17 protein-coding genes and 1 pseudogene are annotated in these 19,901 nt (G+C 37.5%); 13 read left to right on the top strand and 5 right to left on the bottom strand.

The genetic code is table 11. The features are described 5' to 3' along the window. The 3 genes from FVQ77_14630 to FVQ77_14620 form a co-directional block, all read right to left on the bottom strand. The coding region (locus tag FVQ77_14630; GenBank protein MBW8051543.1) for a galactose oxidase at positions 1–938 on the bottom strand (938 nt) is incomplete at its 3' end. A gap of 7 nt (positions 939–945) precedes the next feature. After that, the gene (locus FVQ77_14625; GenBank protein ID MBW8051542.1) at positions 946–1,419 is read right to left on the bottom strand and encodes a hypothetical protein; all 474 of its coding nucleotides are present in this window, start codon (positions 1,417–1,419) and stop codon (positions 946–948) included. A gap of 277 nt (positions 1,420–1,696) precedes the next feature. Next, positions 1,697–2,845, bottom strand: a complete 1,149-nt coding sequence (locus FVQ77_14620; GenBank protein ID MBW8051541.1) for a glycosyltransferase family 2 protein — start codon at positions 2,843–2,845, stop codon at positions 1,697–1,699. Positions 2,846–2,876: 31 nt separating this feature from the next. Between FVQ77_14620 and FVQ77_14615 the strand changes: the two genes are divergently transcribed. The 4 genes from FVQ77_14615 to FVQ77_14600 all read left to right on the top strand — a co-directional run bounded on the left by FVQ77_14615 (position 2,877) and on the right by FVQ77_14600 (position 6,662). Beyond that, a complete protein-coding gene (locus FVQ77_14615; GenBank protein MBW8051540.1) occupies positions 2,877–3,815 on the top strand; it encodes a DUF561 domain-containing protein in 939 nt (312 codons plus the stop codon). Positions 3,816–3,986: 171 nt separating this feature from the next. Then, positions 3,987–5,180, top strand: coding sequence for a glycine C-acetyltransferase (gene kbl, locus FVQ77_14610; GenBank protein ID MBW8051539.1), 1,194 nt, complete (start codon positions 3,987–3,989; stop codon positions 5,178–5,180). A 209-nt stretch (positions 5,181–5,389) separates the two neighbouring features. Beyond that, complete coding sequence (locus FVQ77_14605) at positions 5,390–5,971, top strand: ORF6N domain-containing protein (GenBank protein ID MBW8051538.1); 582 nt, start codon at positions 5,390–5,392, stop codon at positions 5,969–5,971. A 148-nt stretch (positions 5,972–6,119) separates the two neighbouring features. Further along, entirely contained in the window at positions 6,120–6,662 is a 543-nt protein-coding gene (locus FVQ77_14600) for a tetratricopeptide repeat protein (protein MBW8051537.1), read from the top strand. 24 nt (positions 6,663–6,686) lie between these two features. On the opposite strand, the gene FVQ77_14595 is transcribed toward FVQ77_14600, so the two are convergent. Together FVQ77_14595 and folP are read right to left on the bottom strand one after the other, a co-directional pair. After that, the gene (locus FVQ77_14595) at positions 6,687–7,529 is read right to left on the bottom strand and encodes a TIGR00159 family protein (protein ID MBW8051536.1); all 843 of its coding nucleotides are present in this window, start codon (positions 7,527–7,529) and stop codon (positions 6,687–6,689) included. A 65-nt stretch (positions 7,530–7,594) separates the two neighbouring features. Further along, entirely contained in the window at positions 7,595–8,449 is an 855-nt protein-coding gene (folP, locus tag FVQ77_14590) for a dihydropteroate synthase (GenBank protein MBW8051535.1), read from the bottom strand. 54 nt (positions 8,450–8,503) lie between these two features. Between folP and FVQ77_14585 the strand changes: the two genes are divergently transcribed. The 9 genes and pseudogenes from FVQ77_14585 to FVQ77_14545 all read left to right on the top strand — a co-directional run bounded on the left by FVQ77_14585 (position 8,504) and on the right by FVQ77_14545 (position 19,478). Continuing rightward, positions 8,504–8,722, top strand: coding sequence for a hypothetical protein (locus FVQ77_14585; protein ID MBW8051534.1), 219 nt, complete (start codon positions 8,504–8,506; stop codon positions 8,720–8,722). A gap of 51 nt (positions 8,723–8,773) precedes the next feature. Beyond that, on the top strand, positions 8,774–9,349 hold the full coding sequence (locus tag FVQ77_14580) for a DUF1599 domain-containing protein (protein ID MBW8051533.1): 576 nt from the start codon (positions 8,774–8,776) through the stop codon (positions 9,347–9,349). A 13-nt stretch (positions 9,350–9,362) separates the two neighbouring features. Further along, positions 9,363–10,475 carry a DoxX family protein gene (locus tag FVQ77_14575; protein ID MBW8051532.1) on the top strand — a complete coding sequence of 371 codons (1,113 nt, stop codon included), beginning with the start codon at positions 9,363–9,365 and terminating at the stop codon, positions 10,473–10,475. Between the two features lie 384 nt (positions 10,476–10,859). After that, positions 10,860–11,915, top strand: coding sequence for an ABC transporter permease (locus tag FVQ77_14570; GenBank protein MBW8051531.1), 1,056 nt, complete (start codon positions 10,860–10,862; stop codon positions 11,913–11,915). Positions 11,916–12,119: 204 nt separating this feature from the next. Continuing rightward, a pseudogene (locus FVQ77_14565) lies at positions 12,120–12,338 on the top strand (hypothetical protein). 88 nt (positions 12,339–12,426) lie between these two features. Next, positions 12,427–12,945 (top strand): AAA family ATPase, encoded by a 519-nt coding sequence (locus FVQ77_14560; GenBank protein MBW8051530.1) that lies wholly within the window; start codon positions 12,427–12,429, stop codon positions 12,943–12,945. Positions 12,946–13,379: 434 nt separating this feature from the next. After that, positions 13,380–15,896 (top strand): DEAD/DEAH box helicase, encoded by a 2,517-nt coding sequence (locus tag FVQ77_14555; GenBank protein ID MBW8051529.1) that lies wholly within the window; start codon positions 13,380–13,382, stop codon positions 15,894–15,896. Positions 15,897–15,900: 4 nt separating this feature from the next. Continuing rightward, the gene (locus FVQ77_14550) at positions 15,901–18,396 is read left to right on the top strand and encodes an N-6 DNA methylase (GenBank protein MBW8051528.1); all 2,496 of its coding nucleotides are present in this window, start codon (positions 15,901–15,903) and stop codon (positions 18,394–18,396) included. An 11-nt stretch (positions 18,397–18,407) separates the two neighbouring features. Next, a complete protein-coding gene (locus tag FVQ77_14545) occupies positions 18,408–19,478 on the top strand; it encodes a DUF4917 family protein (GenBank protein MBW8051527.1) in 1,071 nt (356 codons plus the stop codon). Positions 19,479–19,901 lie beyond the last annotated feature (423 nt).

The following is a 19,901-nucleotide window of genomic DNA, read 5'->3' as shown; positions in this document are numbered from 1 at the left end:
CAAAATTGTTGAAAGTTAGATGCTCCATTCCACCCGGTACCGATATAACCTTTGCTGCCAATAGAAAAACCGGCAGCTGTACGCGTTGCCATTCCACCATAGTTTGCCTTTTGGGTCCAGGTGTTACTAATCGTATCATATTCCCAGAAGTCTTGTGTGCCAGTTCCGGTATCCCCGGTCCCAATATACCCTCTGCTGCCTATTGAAAAACCAACTGCCTGGCGTCTTGCTGCACCTCCAAAGTTTGTCTTCTGTATCCAGGTGTTGCTGATCGTATCATATTCCCAGAAGTCTTGAAGGAAACAAACCGCACCACAGCTATTCCCCGTGCCAATATACCCTTTGTTGCCAATAGAAAAGCCGACTGCTAAATACCTGGCTGTTCCGCCAAAGTTTGCCTTTTGCGTCCAGGTATCTGTGCCGGGGTCATATTCCCAGAAGTCTTGTGTGAAACAACTTGCACTACAGCTATTCCCCGTGCCGATATACCCCTTGCTGCCTATAGAAAAGCCAACTGCCCCATACCTTGCTGTTCCGCCAAAGTCTGCCTTTGGTGTCCACGTATTGCTGGTCGTATCATATTCCCAGAAATCCTGGTAGAGCGTTACTCCATCAGTACCTGTGCCGATATAGCCTTTGCTGCCGATAGAGAAGCCGACTGGAGTCGCCCTTACCGGCCCACTAAGGTCTGCCTTCTGTGACCATGTGTTGCCAGGCATGTCATATTCCCAGAAATCTTTTTTGTAAACCCCGTCCCATCCGGTGCCTATATATCCTTTGTTGCCAATGGAAAATCCAACTGCTGCCCGCCTTGCGGTACCACCAAAATCCATCTTTTGGGTCCAGGTGTTACATTGGGCGTAGGCCTCACCGCATCCTTCTCCTAAAAAGAGAGGAAAAAAAAGCAGGATTGACAAAAAAGGGACTAATTTTTTCATTTGTTTTTTACAAAATTCCTTCTGCTTTTAACGCTTCTTTTACATCGGTATTATTTTCAGCGAGTCTGAGAAAAACTCGTTTTATTGCCTGATTTTCTTTTATAACAGGAGCTAAAGTAGTACGTCTATCCCAGAGGACAAAACCAATAAGAAAACCCATTCCACCAAAAAGAATACCAAAACCCCACAGCATAAAGGTTTGAAAATAATCAATTTGTTTTTGTAAAGAGCTTTTAAGATCAGCAATTTGGTTTTGTAAAGAATTGAATTGATTTTGTACAGAATTGAATTGATTTTGTACAGAATTGAATTGATTTTGTACAGAATTGTGTCGTTCTTCCCCTTGTACTTCTAATCTTATTAACCTATCTCTATCGTCTTGTGTAAAAGGTACTTCATTACTTTGTGCTATTGCAAAATTGCTGCTAAAGGCACAGGTAATAAATATTGCAGCTAATAATATGTTACTTAGTGTTTTCATGATGATTTTTTTGGTTATTTATTTTACAAAAATAATGAATCTTTTTACAGATCACAAATAAATACCACCTAAAAATCTAAATTAAAAAAAACAACTTAAATTGTAATCATTATTAACATCATGCATCAAATTATCAGTTACTGGATGCTGGTTACTGGGTGCTGGTTGACCCTATTATTATTAATTTTTGCAACATATTGTCTTAATGCAGCTCTTTATTCACAAAAGGAAAAAGTAAAAAGTAAAAAGTATAAATTCACTTTTTACTTTTTACTTTTTACTTTTTCCTTGACAATTTCAGATCTTGATAAGTTCTTTTCTTTTTCAAAAAATATTGAAACACCAAACTTTTGGGATATAATTTAGGTAATATATGTTTATCAGGCACTGATCTCATCTTTTGTGTTTCCTTTCTTTTTTTCAAAACAAGCCTGATATTAAGAATTAACCAACCATAAGCCACTATAATGGCGCTCATGTGCACTAAATTCATGATCATTAGAGAAAACAGCACAGCAAGCACGTCTATAATTGAGCGAACAAACAAGACCCGGATCAAATTATGCCATTCGAGGTTTTTGATCAGCATGAATACACTGTTTCTATGATTCCAGTACATTTTCATAAAACTGTCTTGTTTTATGGTAGCGCCCGCATAATGATGAATTTTAGATGATGGCACCACTTTCAGCTTATAGCCGGCAAGGTGAAGCCTCCAGCAGAGATCAATCTCTTCCATGTGATGCACAAAATCTTCATCCAGCGCCCCGCTTTTATTCAAGGCTTCAGCCCTTACAAACATAGCAGCGCCACTGGTCCAGAATACTTCGGCCTCATCATCATACTGTCCGTAATCTTTTTCAATAGTATTTACGACCCTGCCTCTCAAAAACGGGAATCCATATTTATCCATAAATCCACCTGAAGAGCCGGCATATTCAAAATATCCCTTATCTATCATAGAGACTATCTTGGGCTGCAACGCGCCTGTTTTCTCATCCTTTTCGGCAGCTTCCACCAATGGTTCTATCCAATCCGGTTCCACTTTTACATCATTATTTAAAAGAATAAAATATTTCCCTTTTGCCTGTTTAAAAGATATATTATAAGCTTTGCTATAGCCTGAATTACTGCCGGTTTGAATGATCTTCACCTGTTTATAATTTTCTGAAATAAGTGCTACACTATCGTCTGTTGAACTGTTATCTACCATGATCAATTCAAGTTTGGGATAGGTACAATTCAAAAGCGTGTCAAAGCAATCTTTCAAAAACTTTTTGCCGTTGTAGTTCAGGACGATGATGCTGACAAGGGGAAGCATATTGTTTAAAATATTATTTTTCTCGCAAAGACCTGCCTGCTGCAGGCAGGCGCAAAGTTTTTTCTTTTTTTCTTCTTTGCGGTCTTTGAGAGAAATATTTTGCAATTTATAATTTACAATTTATATTTACACAATTATGCAAAACAGAATTACAAAATTATTTAGCATAAAATATCCCATCATCCAGGCAGGCATGTTGTGGTGTGCGCCCTGGGAGCTTGCATCTGCTGTTTCCAATGCCGGTGGTTTGGGATTGATCGGGGCCGCTTCAATGTATCCGGATGTTTTAAGGATGCATATACAAAAATGTAAGAAGGCAACAAGCAAGCCCTTTGGAGTGAATTTTCCTTTGATGTACCCGGATATTGATAAGATCATGAATATTATTGTGGAGGAAGGTGTTAAAATTGTTTTTACTTCAGCAGGCAATCCTAAATCGTGGACACACTTTTTGAAAGAGAATGGGGTGACTGTTGTTCACGTTGTATCCAGCGTAAAATTTGCAAAAAAAGCCGAAGATGCAGGCGTGGACGCCATCGTAGCAGAGGGGTTTGAAGCAGGCGGACATAATGGAAGAGAAGAAACGACCACCTTTTGCCTGATCCCGATGGTTAGGGAAGCCGTTTCGCTGCCATTATTGGCAGCGGGCGGGATTGCCACTGGCAGAAGTATGCTGGCAGCTATGGTTTTAGGTGCAGATGGCGTTCAGATAGGCAGCAGGTTTGCCGCCTCAGAAGAATCATCCGGACACATCAATTTCAAGAATGAAATTGTTCTATGTAAAGAAGGTGATACCAAATTAACTATGAAGAAATTAGTACCTGTAAGGATGATTAAAAATAAATTTTACCAGCGGGTACGGGAAGCTGAAGATAAAGGCGCTGCTCCGGAAGAATTAAAAGAACTTTTGGGAAGAGCCCGTGCAAAAAAAGGGATGTTTGAAGGCAACCTGGACGAGGGAGAGCTTGAAATAGGGCAAGTTTCTGCCGTGATCAACGAAATAAAGCCTGCTGCGGAAATCTTAAAAGAAATATGGGAAGAATATTTGCAACTGAGACATGACCTGGCAAAGTAAGGATTGATGCTGGGCGCTGGGTGTTTGATATTAGCTATTAGCTGTTAGCTTTTAGCTGTTAGCCAACAGCTAATAGCTAAAAGCCCTTAACTATTGAAAATATAATTATATTTGCAGGATTTGATCCCGAGTACTCGGGGGTGTGCAGGCACATTTTTAAATTATTTTTCTATGTTTCGATCTTTAAAAACCGCACTGCAAAAAGATTTACTAGAGATAAAAGCCTCCGGTTTATACAAAGATGAGCGCATCATCACCACACCGCAAAGTGCAGCAATAAAGACCACTGACGGGAAAGAGGTGATCAATTTCTGTGCAAACAACTACCTGGGCCTTTCTTCTCATCCTGCTGTAATCGAAGCGGCTAAAAAAACGATCGATACACACGGTTACGGGATGAGCTCGGTACGATTTATATGTGGTACGCAGGACATACATAAAGAGCTTGAAAGAAAAATCTCAGATTTCCTGGGTACTGAAGATACCATTCTTTACGCTGCCTGCTTTGATGCCAATGGCGGTGTATTTGAGCCCTTGCTTAGCGCTGAAGATGCCATCATTTCTGATGAATTAAACCATGCCTCTGTCATTGATGGCGTAAGGTTGTGCAAAGCCCAGCGCTTTCGCTATAAACACAGCGATATGCAAAATCTGGAAGCAAAATTGAAAGAGGCACAAAGCACCCGGCATAAGATCATCGTCACAGATGGGGTTTTCTCTATGGATGGTGACATTGCCAAATTAGACAAAATATGCGGCCTGGCAGAGAAATATGATGCCCTGGTAATGGTGGATGACAGCCATTCTACAGGATTTATGGGTAAAACAGGCAAAGGTACCCACGAGCACTGCAATGTAATGGGCAGCATTGACATTATCACCAGCACCCTGGGCAAGGCATTAGGGGGAGCATCAGGAGGCTTTACCTCCGGCAGAAAAGAGATCATTGAAATGCTCAGGCAGCGTTCACGGCCCTATCTTTTTTCCAATACCGTAGCTCCTTCTGTGGTTGGGGCTTCCATTAAAGTGATTGACCTGCTGAACCAGACAACGGAATTGCGGGATAAGCTGGAAGAAAACACCACCTGGTTCCGCACAAAAATGACCGCTGCAGGGTTTGATATTAAACCCGGTACGCATCCAATCGTGCCGATCATGCTTTACGATGCTAAGCTTGCACAGGATTTTGCCGCCAGATTGCTTGATAAAGGCATCTATGTGATTGGATTTTTTTACCCTGTAGTCCCCAAAGATCAGGCACGGATACGTGTCCAGATCTCTGCATTACATGAAAGGGAGCATTTGGACAAAGCTGTTAAAGCATTTAGTGAAGTTGAAAGAGAAGTTGGCGGTCCCGACAAGTAGAGACATGGTGCACCGTGTCTCTACTTGTCGGGATCTCCGTTGCACTCCGATAGGCAATAGGTATTTGGAAATAGGTGTTACAATGGTTAGATTAAAAGTCCGTTTGATACATTGATGGAAGATGGTGAAGATTGAAAAAGATTTTTTTCACCCTCGCGCAGAAAGAAAATAAGCCATCACTGGCTGTCTGTCATTAAACAGATAAGATCATGGAATTACCCGTAAAATTTGAAAATGTTGAAAGCAAAATCATTGAACTCCGGGATGAGTACGTTATTCTGGATAGCGATGTGGCTGCTCTCTATGCTGTTGAAACACGAGAGATAAATCAAGCTGTAAAAAATAATCCGGAGAAGTTCCCCGAAGGATATGTTATGAAACTTACCCCAAAAGAATGGGAACCGGTGAAATCAAAATTTTTGACTTCACCTCGTGGAGGAGGGAAAGTAAAGTTGCCCAAAGCATTCACTGAAAAGGGGCTCTATATGCTCGCTACTATTATCAAAGGCAAGCGGGCAACACAAACAACTCTTACCATCATTGAGACATTTGCAAGAATAAGAAACATAACAAACCAAAACATAACAAAAAATTGCGTTACTGACATTTCTCTCGAAGTAAAATCGCGAATAATAAGACACAGAGAAACAGTCGGAGGAAGCACCCGGACGGGTGTGTTTCCTTTTGCTGTATTCAACTGTGTCAAGGTATTTCGCGATACCTTCTTCGGGCTGAATTTCAGTAGAGGGTTCACGCCCTTTTTTGTTACCGAATTTCAAAAAAAACATTGATTACGATGGATTTCTTATAAAACGAAAAAATTGATTATCTTTGCACTATGAATATTAAAGAGCTAAATAAAAAGAGAGTTCCAATTGTAAGGATTGACAAGTCGTCCAAAACTCATAAGGATACAGTTTTCAGTTAAAATCAATACAGATGATGAAAAATCTTATTTTACTCGTTCTTTCAATCTCATTCATGTGGAGCTGTTATAACAAGGAAAAACACCCTCTTTCCAAAAAACAACAAGCGCAGCACAGGGTTGACAGCCTGGAAAATTTATTTACACAATCACTCGAAAAGAGCAAAAAGCTGGATATTAAACTGGCTATGTATACCATCCAGGCTTATGAATATTATGCAGCAGATTATCCTGAAGATCCGGAAAGTGCACAGTATTTGTTCAAAGCAGCTTATAACTATCAAAACATACTTGGCAACCACAGGAAGGCCATCAGGCTTTATGAAAAGGGTTATAATGATTATCCCGGGTACGAAAACAGGCCAATGATGCTTTTTCACCTGGGCAATGCTTACAGCGAGCTGCAGGATACCACCAATGCGATCGGTAAACTAAAATTATTTATTAAATCTTATCCCGGCCACGATTTTGCAGATGATGCAGAGGGATTGATTAGATTTATGCGACTCAATGAGGAGGAACTGGATGAGTTTTTTGGTAAAAAGAAGGTACAGTAAAAAATTGACAATTTTTGCCCATTGTTAACTGTCAACTGTTGTTTCCTCTTCTTCAATTTGAATTTTCTCTTCCTCTTCATAAAGAAAGTAGTTAAGCTTTTTTCTCAATTCTGAAGGGGATAGGTTGTCATAGAACCTGCCATTTTTGGTTATGGAAAGCTGTCCCGTTTCTTCAGAAACTACCAGCACAACGCTATCGGTAACCTGTGTCATACCAATCGCTGCTCTGTGTCTCATGCCAAAAGAAGCCGGCAGGTCATCATTTTCTGAAATGGGTAAGATGCACCTTGCGGCTTTTATTCTATTGTTTGAAATTATGACCGCTCCGTCATGGAGGGGGCTGTTTTTATTAAAAATAGTAAGCAATAATCTTTTAGATATATCGGCATCAATAATATCACCCGATTCAGCATAAAATTTTAGTTGAGAACTTTTAGCAAATACGATCAATGCGCCAGTAGCAGAACCGCCAAGTGTTTTGGTTGCTTCTATGATCGGTGTCAGATTTAATCTTCCGGATGAAAACGCCCGCTTCCAGAGAAATCTTTTTAAAAACACCTCTTTATTTAGTGGAGTGGATCTACCGATCAACAACAAAAACCTTCTGATCTCCGGTTGAAAAATAATGATCGCTGCCAGAACACCTACCGCCACGATAGCTTCCAGAATAGACGTAAAAAGTTGCATCCCGGCAGCTTTCACCATCAGGTAGATAAGGTAGATTGAAAGAACACCGATTAATATTTTAACCGCTACACTTCCTTTAAGCAGCTGATACACTAAGTAAAGTAAAATGGCGACCAAAAGGACGTCAAAGATATCTATCCAGGTGATTTCTAAAAATCCGATGAAAAATAAAAGTTTCAATTTGATGATTTGGTAATTTGATAATCATTTTTCGAATTATCAAAATTAGTATATTTTCAAATTAATTATTTTGCTACCTCAATTAGTTTAATAACCTCTACCGCTTCCTTTACATCATGAACACGCAGGATGTTCGCACCATTTATTAATGCTATTGTATTTAAAACAGTCGTTCCATTTGTTGATTCTTCAGGTGTAATATTCAAAGTTTTACAGATTAGCGACTTTCTTGAAATTCCTGCTAAAACAGGCAAATTTAACATTTTAAAGTTACTTATTTTTTTTAATAATTCAAAATTTTGATGATTAGTTTTTGCAAATCCAAATCCGGGGTCAATGATTATATCATTTACGCCTAATTGGTTGAGTTGATAGACCTTTTTTTCAAACCAGGTGATCAGATCAAGTAAAATATTATCATAATCTGTTAAAGATTGCATCGTTTGAGGGGTGCCTCGCATATGCATTAAAATATAGGGTACATTCAACTTCCCTACCATATCAAACATTTTGTTATCAAGCGCTCCCCCTGAAATATCATTGATCATAGCTGCCCCCATTTCTATGGCAACTGCTGCTACCCTTGCCCTGAATGTATCTATTGATATTGTTGCTTCGGGATATGCTTTTAAGATCGACTTGATAGCAGCAGTAACTCTTTTGATCTCTTCGTCTTCAGAAATGTCAGCAGCTCCAGGCCTTGATGAATACCCTCCTACATCAATAATACTGCCTCCCTGCTCAATTATTGTACTGGCTCTCTCAATAATTGCCGGTTCATTTTCATATAATCCACCATCATAGAACGAATCAGGAGTAACATTTAATATACCAATAACAATGGGAGTAGAAAGGTCAAATATTTTTCCTTTTAAATTTAGTGTTTTTTTTAAATGAAAACTCGTATCTTTACTCACTATTATAATTTTTTAAAATTTATTATTAAATTTGCTGAAAAACAAAGTACAAAGAAAATGAATATAAAACAAAATACCATTGAAGAACTTAATAATTTAAGTGATAAGGAAATGATGATCATTTATGGAATAGTGCTTAATATGAAAGACAGAAGAATAAAGAAAAAAGATAAAGAATCAGGTAAATTTTCTTATCTGAAAGTTAGGGAAGCGCTTAAAAATATAAAAGGTAATCTGTCAGATGACATTGTATCAAACAGAGAGGATAGAATATGAACCTATATGTTGATTCTTCGGCATTAGTAAAACATTTTCACGAATTATAAATTGACAGACCAAACAATCATACAATTCAACAAGATAATAGAATTAGCTTCGGATATTTTTAAGCGTAAAACAAAAGATTATGGCACTGCATGGCGCGCATTAAGGCTCCCATCTGTTACCGACCAGATCTTTATAAAGGCTAAAAGGATCCGTTCTATCCAGGACAAAGGTACACAAAAAATTGAGGATAGTATAGATCATGAGTTTATCGGAATTATTAATTATTGCCTTATTGCTTTAATTCAAAGTGAGCTTGGCATTCCTGCTCTTTCTCCTGACACAGAAAAGATCAACGGCAATGAATTAGAATTATCACAGGATCAATTAAACAAGCTGTATAAAAAGCATTTTACTAATACAAGAGAGCTTTTACTGAAAAAAAATCATGATTACGATGAAGCATGGAAGGATATCCGTGTAAGCTCTATCACTGATATTATTTTAGTAAAATTGCTCAGGATAAAACAAATAGAACATAATAAAGGGAAAACCGTAGTTTCTGAAGGCATTGAATCCAATTACCAGGATATTATTAATTATGCTGTATTTGCACTTATAAAATTAAAAGATACTTAAACACAATTTAAAAATGAGAGCTGTTATTTTAATTATCCGCGTACTCGTAGGGGTACTGTTTATCTTTTCCGGTCTTATCAAATTGAACGACCCGGTAGGTACAGGGATCAAGCTTGAGGAATATTTTGAAGTGTTTGGCACAACATTTCTTATCCCTGCTTCCTTGTTCTTTTCAGTTTTTCAGAGCGCGCTGGAAGTGGTATTGGGGGTGGCATTGCTTATCCAGTATCAAATGAAACGGTTGATTTGGGTGCTTTTGGGCCTGATCATTTTTTTCACATTTCTTACATTCTATTCCGGTTATACGGGTAAGGTAACTGATTGCGGCTGCTTTGGCGATGCCATTAAGCTCACCCCCTGGGAGTCTTTTACCAAGGATATTACCCTGTTTTTTATGATCTCAATATTATTTTTTAAAAGAAATGCTTTTAGGGAACTTTTGACTAAAAAAGCAGGTTTTGTTTTATTTATAGTTTCATGTGTAATTCCCTTATTTATAGCCATTTATGCTATCAGGCATTTGCCATTTATTGATTTCCGTCCTTATAAGGTTGGATCCAATATACCTGAATTGATGGAAATACCCACACTAAATCTCAAATACAGGTATATATTTGAAAAGGATGGAAAGTCGTATGAATTTGATAGTTGGCAAAATGATACTACCTATCAATACAAGGAATTGCTTACATTGAACGAAGATGGCAAGGTTTTGTCCCAGGATGAATTGGATGAAATGTCACAGCCAAAAATAACAGATTATAGCGTAAAAAATGATGAAGGCGATTTCACACAAGCTACTTTTGAGGGAAAAAAATTATTGATCGTGATCAATGATGTAGATAAAACAAATACAAAAAATATAGAAAAGATTGTTGCTCTTGTTAAGCATCTGGAAGACATGGGCATTGAACCGATGGTTCTAACATCTACAGATGAATCGGCCTATGATGTGTTCAGGCATGAAGTTCAGCTTGCAGTACCCTATTATTTTTCAGATGCTACTGTACTGAAAACAATGGTCCGTTCAAATCCAGGCTTAATATTAATGCAAAATGGAACTGTGATAGGCAAATGGCACTATAATGATGTGCCGGATGTTGAAGATATTAAATCTTTAATTTAAACACAGATTACACCGATTACACCGATTATATTGTATGGCTTTAGTTTAATATAGCGTGTTAAACTGTATATTAGCTCTGTAAATGTACACGAAATTGATAAAATCGGCAGTCGATAATCGGCAAAAAGGCAAAATTGATAAAGTCGGCAATCGGCAGTCGGCAAAAAAGCAAAAAACAATTGCCGACTGCCGACTGCCGACTGTAGACTGTGGACTGTCGACTGCCGACTTAAAGGTATTTAATGTGATTTTGAAAAATTATACATTTTGCAACGTTAGTTTAAACTAAAGCCTATTGTATTTATAACCACCTGTGAAATTTGTTTTTGTGAAGTCTTAAAATCGTAGCATTAACAAAAATCTGTGTAATCTGTGGTTTGAATTATGACAAAATATTTCGTCAAGCGACTTGGTTACGGATTTGTAGTGCTTTTAGGGGTAGTGATCGTGGTATTTTTTATTTTTCATGCGCTGCCGGGCGATCCTGTTGCGATGATGGCTGGTCAAAGAACCGATGTTTCTACCAGGGAAGCTATTACCAAAGAATTGGGACTTGATAAGCCGTTGCTTGTTCAATTAGTTTATTATCTCAATGATCTGTCACCTCTATCAGTTCACCAGGATAAGGTAGAAAATAAGAAAAAATATAACTACGCGGAGATATTCCCCATAGGTGGATCTGTCCTGGTATTAAAAACACCTTATTTAAGGAGGTCATTTAGTACAAATAAAAGGGTTGACGAGATTATAGCTGATAATATTGTAGGCAGTTTCTGGCTCGCTCTTGTATCTATGACTTTTGCCACATTCTTTGGCATCACATTCGGTATACTTGCTGCATTGAAACAAAACAGCGTGTTAGACCATTCTATGGTTACACTTTCAGTAGTAGGGATATCTGCTCCTTCTTTTGTCTCCGCAATTCTCATATCGATAACTTTTGGCTTTTATTTAAGTGATTATACGGGATTAAACCTCACCGGGCAGCTCTGGGTAACGGATCCTATTTATGGCCGGAGGTTAGAACTTAAGAATATCATATTGCCTGCATTTGCCTTGGGCATTAGACCAGTAGCTATCATTACGCAATTAACCCGCAGTTCAATGCTGGATGTATTAACCCAGGATTATATCCGCACGGCCCATGCTAAAGGCTTAAAATATTACACGATAATTTTAAAGCATGCCTTAAAAAATGCCTTAAATCCTGTTATTACAGCCGTTTCAGGATGGTTGGCAACTCTTATAGCCGGTGCTTTTTTTATAGAATATATTTTTAATTGGAAAGGCCTGGGATCGGTAACAATACGGGCAGTATTTAACCTGGATTTTCCGGTAGTAATGGGATGTACGCTTTTTATAGGGTTTGTTTTTGTAATAATTACTATTTTTGTTGATATTTTATATGCTATGCTCGATCCAAGAGTAAGGTTGGAATGAAAAAATAAGAAATGCCTAAAATGTAAAATGCCATAACTAATCAGTCGGCAGTCCACAGTCGGCAATTGTTTTTGCCGACTGTTGACTGCCGATTACCGACTTTTAACTTTTGCAAGTGCAAATGATTTTTTATACACAGTAAAGTTTCTAAATCCAGCTGCCATATTGTTATAATGGTTTGATTGTTATTTTCTTTTTTGCCGATTGTGGACTGCCGACTGCCGATTGCCGATTGCTGACTGCCGACTGCCGACTGCCGATTGCCGACTGCCGATTGCCGACTGTGGACTGCCGACTGCCGATTGCCGACTGCCGACTGCCGACTGCCGACTGCCGACTGCCGATTGCCGACTGCCGACTGTGGACTGCCGACTGATTAGTTACAAAATAATATATCAAAAAATTTATGTGCGGGGTAACTAACCGACCACCCAACCAATAACCATTTTAGTTATTTTAAGTATTTTAGGCCCGCCTGCCAAAACGCAGTGGCGGGCAGGCATTTATTATTATGAACATATTTCTAGTGGGGATTATTAATAGTGGTAAAACTTCTTTGGGCAAAGAGCTTGCATGTAAGCTTAATTTTGAGTTTATTGATTCAGATACCCGGATTGCAAGCTCTGAGGGTTGTTCAATCAATCAGATCTTTAAAGAAAAAGGGTTAATGTATTTCAGAAAGCTTGAAAAGGATTTCCTACGCCAGATCGTATCGTCTTTGCAGGTAAATAGTAAAAAAACAGTGATAGCTACCGGAGGCGGAATGCCCTGCTTTTATGATAATATGAATTTTATGAATGATAATGGGATTACCGTTTTCCTTGATGTTACAATTCAAGAGATAATCAAAAGACTTTCAAAAGGGGGTTATGATCTAAAGCAAAAGCCAATGCTTAAAGGTTACAAAAAGAAGGAATTGTACCATCACTTAACTAAATTAAGGGAGAAGCGATTAAAATTTTATTCAATGGCGAAGATAAAATTATCGGGTGATTCAATTAGTTGTGAAGATATTATTAGAAGCTTTTGAAAAACCTTTACCCCGAAATTGAATAATTTTGAAATAATTTGAAAAAATTAACAGGAAAAAGTTAAAAGTAAGCACAGGATAAATTGGAATACCCACCCAATATGGGCGAATATACCAAATTTTTTCCAACACATAGGTCAATATAAACCAAATATTTGGTTTATACATTCGTTAGCAACTATAAAAGGAAAAATGCAACTGACTGACACATTTTGGACATTCAGAAAATTAAAATTGCGGACAAATCAGTGCTTCGTGGACAGCTTGACAGGTAACTTGAACGAATTAGAAAAAGTTTTTTGCCACCGCGCTTTTTGTCTGCCCACATTGGCACATTTGCCTTTGCCCCCAACCGCAAAAGTTAACATAGGGGCAAAGTCAAAAGAGCCAATTTTACCAACGCGTTTTTTTAAATCCTGATATTTACGACTTAAATGGCAGAGGCAAAAGCAAGAATAAAAATCAATAAACTGTTGGAAGAAGCAGGTTGGCGGTTCTTTGACAAGGACGGCAGACCTGCCAATATTGTTTTAGAGCCAAACACCAAAATAATTCAACATCAGCTTGACAATTTCGGGGACGACTTTGAAAAAACTTCAAATGGTTTCATTGACTACTTGCTTTTAGACGACAAAGGTTTTCCGTTAATAGTTTTAGAAGCCAAGAAAGAAGAAATAAACCCGCTTACTGCAAAAGAGCAAGCAAGAAAATATGCAACGGCACAAAAGTGCCGTTTCGTTATACTCTCCAACGGCAACCAACATTATTTGTGGGATTTGCAAAGAGGAAATCCAAACATCATTTCAAAATTTCCGACACCTGAAACAGTTGGTGCTTACACTTCTTTCAAACCGAATCCACAAAGTTTGATTAACGAAAGTGTAAAAGAAGATTACATCGTTACTACTCAAAAACCTGATTATAACAAAGACCCAAGATGGATTGATGAAACGCAACGCAAAATTTATTTGGAAGAAAACAAATTTCGTTTGTTGCGAAAGTATCAGGTGAATGCAGTTGAGAAAATTCAACAGGAAGTAAAAGACGGCAAAGACCGCTTTCTTTTTGAGATGGCAACAGGCACAGGGAAAACTTTAACAGCAGCAGCCGTTATCAAATTATTTTTGCGAACTGGAAACGCAAGACGAGTTTTGTTTTTAGTTGACCGTTTAGAATTGGAAGACCAGGCAGACAAAGCATTTAAAGAATATTTGCGGAATGACTACCAATGTTGCATCTACAAAGAGAACCGAGACGACTGGAGAAAAAATGAGATTGTAGTTTCAACCGTTCAATCATTTTTATTCAAGAACAAATATAAAAGGATTTTTGCATCGACAGATTTTGACTTAGTAATATCAGATGAAGCACACCGAAGCATTGGAGGAAACAGCAGAGCAGTTTTTGAATATTTCATTGGCTACAAATTAGGTTTGACAGCAACGCCAAAAGATTATCTGAAAAAGATTGACCCCGAAAAACTAAACGAGAAAGACCCAAGAGAATTAGAAAGGAGAATGTTGCTTGACACATACTCAACCTTCGGTTGTGCAGACGGCAAACCTACTTTTCAATATTCTTTGTTGCAAGGAGTGAAAGACGGTTTTTTAGTGAATCCGATTGTGGCTGATGCCAGAACGGAAATCACCACTCAACTTTTAGCAGATGAAGGTTACAGTGTAACAACAACAGATGCAGATGGTAATGAGGAAAAGGAATCGTTTTTTCAAAGGGATTTTGAAAAGAAATTTTTCAGTGATAACACCAACAGAATTTTTTGCAAAACATTTTTAGAGAATGCACTTCGTGACCCTGTTACCGGTGAAACAGGAAAGTCAATAATCTTTTGTGTCCGTCAAAACCATGCGGCAAAAATTACTCAAATACTAAATGAACTTGCTGACAAAATGTTTCCGAATAAATATCAATCGGACTTTGCTTTGCAGGTAAGTTCATTAGTTACGGATGCACAGCAGTTCACGATAAATTTTACGAACAACAATTTAAACGGAACGGGAAATTTTAATCCGCTTTATAAAACAAGTAAGACAAGGGTTTGCGTAACCGTTGGCATGATGACAACTGGTTATGATTGCCCCGACTTGATGAATGTTGCTTTGATGCGACCAATTTTTTCTCCGACAGATTTTATTCAAATCAAAGGCAGAGGAACACGGAAGTATAATTTTTTGAAAGAACTCTTAAACAAGGAACTCGCAAAACAAGTTTTGCAACCAGAGAAAAAGAATTTCAAACTGTTTGACTTCTTTGCCAATTGCGAATATTTTGAAGAAAAATTTAATTATGATGAAGTCCTCAAACTTCCACCGAAAGGAGAAAGTAGTGAAGGTGGAGGAGGCGGTTACACCGTTCCCTATGATTATGACAGCACAAAACAAGACCCTTTAAAAGTTTGGAAGGAATCAGAAGTTGGAGTGTGGGGAATGAAGATTGATAGAATGTATTTTGACCGCTTTGAAGCAACGATTAAAGAAGATGCAGCAGTGCAGAAGATGATTGAGAAAAGAGATATGGAAGCGATTGAAAAATATATTCTGCAAAACATTTTCGAGAAGCCCGAAGATTTTTTCAATCTCACTAAATTACAAACAGCAGCAAAGGTTGACAGAAAATTAACGCTTCGTGAAATCATTGAAAAGATGTTTGGCTTCATTCCCTACTTCAAAAGCAAAGACGAATTACTGGAAGATGAGTTTGAAAAATTTGACAGCAGGTATTTACCGGACGAACAGATTTTTTACTACGCAAAAAATTATTTCAAGAGTTACATCACCGACAGCGAATTCCGTGAGATAATTGAAAATAAAAATTTCGCTTTGCTCAACACCAATCCAAACGGAGATGTGTTTCGTAAGCTCACACCCGAATTGCGTAATCTTATTCCACAATACATAAAAGAAAACATTTCACTAAACCGCTTTACAGCTTAAAAATATGCTTGATACAGAAACCAAAAGAAGAATTGATACAGCCCGTGATATTTTAGTGGGTAAAGTTCCCGACCCGAAAAGTCAGGTGGAGCAAATTACGATTGCTCTTATTTACAAGTTCATGGACGACATGGACAAGGAAGCAATTTCTTTTGGTGGCAAGGCAACTTTTTTCACTGGTGAATATGAGCAATACGGTTGGACAAATATTTTTGATACAAAAGTTGGCGGACACGAAATGCTTACGCTTTACGGTGAAGCAATTGTAAAACTGAATTTAAATCCGAACATACCGCAATTGTTCCGTGACATTTTTAAGAACGCTTACCTTCCCTATCGTGACCCCGAAACTTTGAAATTGTTTTTGAAAACAATCAATGAATTCAGTTACGACCACAGCGAAATGTTGGGTGATGCTTTTGAATACTTGCTTTCTGTTATGGGTTCACAAGGCGATGCAGGGCAATTCAGAACACCACGACACATCATTGATTTTATTGTTGAAGTGATGCAGCCCAAAAAGAATGAAACCATTCTTGACCCTGCATGTGGCACAGCAGGTTTTTTAATTTCTTCTTACAAACATATTCTGCATGAGAACACCAAGAAGAACAAAGGTGATTTGCTAACACCTGACAGCAGAAAAAAGATGATACAGAATTTTGTTGGTTATGACATTTCACCTGACATGGTGCGGTTGAGTTTGGTGAATTTGTATTTGCATGGTTTCACAACACCGAGCATTTACGAATATGATACTCTTACAAGTGAAGAAAGATGGAGTGAATATTATGATGTGATAATTGCGAATCCACCTTTCATGACACCCAAGGGAGGAATTAAACCACACAAAAAATTTACGGTTCAGGCAAACCGCAGTGAAGTGTTGTTTGTGGATTATATAGCAGAACACATACACCCAAGCACGGGCAGAGCAGGAATAATTGTCCCCGAAGGAATTATTTTTCAAAGTTCAAATGCTTACAAAGCATTGCGGAAAATGTTGGTTGACAAAAATTATTTGTATGCCGTAGTGAGTTTGCCAGCAGGAATTTTTAATCCATACAGCGGAGTAAAAACTTCTATTCTGCTAATGGATAAAACGCTTGCAAAAAAAACTGACAACATTCTATTTGTAAAAATTGAAAGTGATGGTTTTGATTTGGGAGCACAACGCAGAGCCATTGATAAAAATGATTTGACAGCTTGTTTAGAATTATTGCAGCAATACAAACAAGTATTACAAGACAACACCGATTTTGAAAGCGACAACAAAAATGTTTTCTTAGTAGAGAAAGAAAAAATTGGTGCTGATGCTGATTACAATTTATCAATTGACCGCTATCGTGTAAATGGAAATGTTCAGAAGAGTGATTTTGAAATGATGAAGTTAGGTGATTTGGTTGAAATAAAAACTGGCAAGAAAGATGTCAACCAAGGAAATCCAAATGGAATTTACCCATTTTTCACTTGTGCAAAAGAATGCACTTTTTCAGATGAATTTTCATTTGACACAGAAGCACTTTTAATTGCAGGTAATGGTGTCGTTGGCGATGTAAAATATTTCAAAGGAAAATTTGAAGCATATCAGCGAACTTATGTTCTAAATAATTTTAAAAATATTTCTCCTCACTATTTGTTTTTTGTTTTGAAAGAAATACTGCCTGTCTATTTAAATGAAATTAAGCAAGGCAATACAATGCCATACATTAAGGTAGGCATGCTTACCGATTTTAAAATTCCATTGCCGCCTCTCTCAATTCAAGAACAGTTTGTAAGTAAGTTAGAATTATATCAAAAGTTAATTGATGGAGCAAAGCAAGTAACAGAAAGTTTCAAACCTCAAATTGAGTTTAACCCCAGTTGGGAAATAGTGAAGTTGGGTGATGTTGCTACTTTCAAAAACGGAATCAATTACACAAAGGACAGCAAAGGTTCAAAGGTAAAAGTTTTAGGTGTGAAAGATTTTAAGAACAATTTATTTGCACCCCTTGAAAGTTTTGATTCAGTGCAAATAGACAATCAGCTAAATGAAAACTATGAATTGAAATTTGGCGATTTAGTTTTTGTGCGTTCAAATGGAAATCAAGATTTAATTGGAAGATGCGTTTTAATTCCAGAGTTAAACTTCAAAGCAACCTTTTCAGGTTTCACTATACGGTGCAGATTCAATTCTGAAAATTTTCTTCCAAAGTTTTACGCTTATCTTTTCAAATCAGACACACTAAGAAACAAACTTATTGATTCAGGAACAGGAGCAAACATTAAGAGTTTGAATCAAGCTGCTTTGAACAATTTAGAAATTCCAATTCCTACTTTAGAAGAACAACAGCAAATCGTAAAACGAATTGAAGAAGAACAAGCATTAGTAAATTCAAACAAACAACTCATTGAAATCTTTGAGCAAAAAATAAAAGATGAAATAAATAAGTTGTGGCAAGCAGCACCAAAAGAGTATGCAATGCCAGAGGAGAAACTTTCAATTGCAGCAGAGGAATAAAATATTAAAGAATGGCAAAACAAGAATTACCATCATACGCTGAATTGCAATCATACGCTGATGTTGTAAAGCATCTCAAGAACCGACAGAAGCATTTACTTTTAGGAAATGGTTTCAGCATGTCTTATGATGCAAAAATATTTTCTTACAACGCATTGAGCCAGTTCCTTGAAAAATTGGACAATGAAGTTTTGCAAAAACTTTTTCAGATTGTAAAGACAAGCAACTTTGAATTGATGATGCAGCAATTAGAAAATGTTGCTCAAATAGCAGAGGTTTTTGGTGCAGACAAAAAAGTGGTAGATAAAATAAGACAGGCAACAACTACACTCAAAGAAAGTTTGATTGATGCAATTAAAGAATTGCATCCCGAACATGTTTTTGCAATTCCAGATGAAAAGAGTAAAGTATGTGCAGGGTTCTTAAATTCTTTTCTTTCAAATGAAGGACACATTTTCACAACCAATTATGATTTGCTTCTTTATTGGGTGTTGATGCGAAACGAAATTGAAAATGCCATTGATGGATTTGGCAGAGATGCAGAAGAAACAGACGAGTGGGTTGAACCAGACGACAGAGATTATTCTGAATTACGCTGGGGCAAATATAAAGGTATTCAGACAGTTCATTACTTGCATGGAGCATTGCAGTTGTTTGACACAGGTATTGAAGTTATCAAAGAAGAATACACAGGTGGAGAACACTTGCTTCTGCAAAACATAAAAACAAGAATGGAGAAAGAAGAATATCCGATTTTTGTTACAGCAGGAAACGGTTATGAAAAATTGATACATATTGTCCACAACAAGTATCTTTCTTATTGCTATGAAGCACTTTCTACAATCAATGGTTCGCTTATAGTTTTCGGTTTTGGATTTGGCGAGCATGACGAACACATTATTGCAGCAATCAACAAGGCGAGTAAAAAGCGAAAAGATAAAAACGGAAATTGGTTCATGCTAAATAGCATTTACATAGGAGTATTTTCTGAAAAAGGTTTGGAACATATCAAGTCAATCCAAAGCAAAATTCATTGTCCAATAAGAGTGTTTGATGCAAAGACAATAAAGATTTGGGGATAGAATGGGAAAAAGCCAACGCAGCAGTCACACACATTTGCAATTTCGCTCAACCCCTCCACCAAGTCAAAAAATTGCAAAAGAGTGCGGCTGCCCCACCAAAAAAAGACCCCCTAAAAAACAAAATATTTTTGGTAGGTAGCATTAAAATACGGTCATTGCGTTGGACAGAAATTTGCCCTACTGTTTATAACATGCGCTAGATTCAATGCAGGTGTAGTGGTAGTTTGAAAGGTCTGTTCTTTCTTCTATCTTTGTTCTCGTGGGACAAGTACGATGCTTTTAATCCCGCACTGAATTTAGCGCTGTCCGTTGTGTGCAAGGCAAATTAAGATATAACCATAATTTAGGTCTAATAGACAAAAGGTGGTTGGTTTTACTGATTTAAAATTTCATCAATTGCTTTCTTTTTCCTATGTTCTTTTA

The organism is Cytophagales bacterium, assembly GCA_019456305.1.
Lineage (GTDB): Bacteria > Bacteroidota > Bacteroidia > Cytophagales > VRUD01 > VRUD01.
The sequence above is the reverse complement of the archived record's forward strand: the minus strand, read 5'-3'. Positions and strand labels throughout refer to the sequence as shown.

Coding starts and splice junctions, on each gene's coding strand:
- FVQ77_14585 (MBW8051534.1), top strand. CDS start 8,504: ATGAATATAAAACAAAATACCATTGAAGAACTTAATAATTTAAGTGAT.
- FVQ77_14570 (MBW8051531.1), top strand. CDS start 10,860: ATGACAAAATATTTCGTCAAGCGACTTGGTTACGGATTTGTAGTGCTT.
- FVQ77_14575 (MBW8051532.1), top strand. CDS start 9,363: ATGAGAGCTGTTATTTTAATTATCCGCGTACTCGTAGGGGTACTGTTT.
- FVQ77_14555 (MBW8051529.1), top strand. CDS start 13,380: ATGGCAGAGGCAAAAGCAAGAATAAAAATCAATAAACTGTTGGAAGAA.
- FVQ77_14545 (MBW8051527.1), top strand. CDS start 18,408: ATGGCAAAACAAGAATTACCATCATACGCTGAATTGCAATCATACGCT.
- FVQ77_14615 (MBW8051540.1), top strand. CDS start 2,877: ATGCAAAACAGAATTACAAAATTATTTAGCATAAAATATCCCATCATC.
- FVQ77_14600 (MBW8051537.1), top strand. CDS start 6,120: ATGATGAAAAATCTTATTTTACTCGTTCTTTCAATCTCATTCATGTGG.
- kbl (MBW8051539.1), top strand. CDS start 3,987: ATGTTTCGATCTTTAAAAACCGCACTGCAAAAAGATTTACTAGAGATA.
- FVQ77_14560 (MBW8051530.1), top strand. CDS start 12,427: ATGAACATATTTCTAGTGGGGATTATTAATAGTGGTAAAACTTCTTTG.
- FVQ77_14625 (MBW8051542.1), bottom strand. CDS start 1,419: ATGAAAACACTAAGTAACATATTATTAGCTGCAATATTTATTACCTGT.
- FVQ77_14605 (MBW8051538.1), top strand. CDS start 5,390: ATGGAATTACCCGTAAAATTTGAAAATGTTGAAAGCAAAATCATTGAA.
- FVQ77_14550 (MBW8051528.1), top strand. CDS start 15,901: ATGCTTGATACAGAAACCAAAAGAAGAATTGATACAGCCCGTGATATT.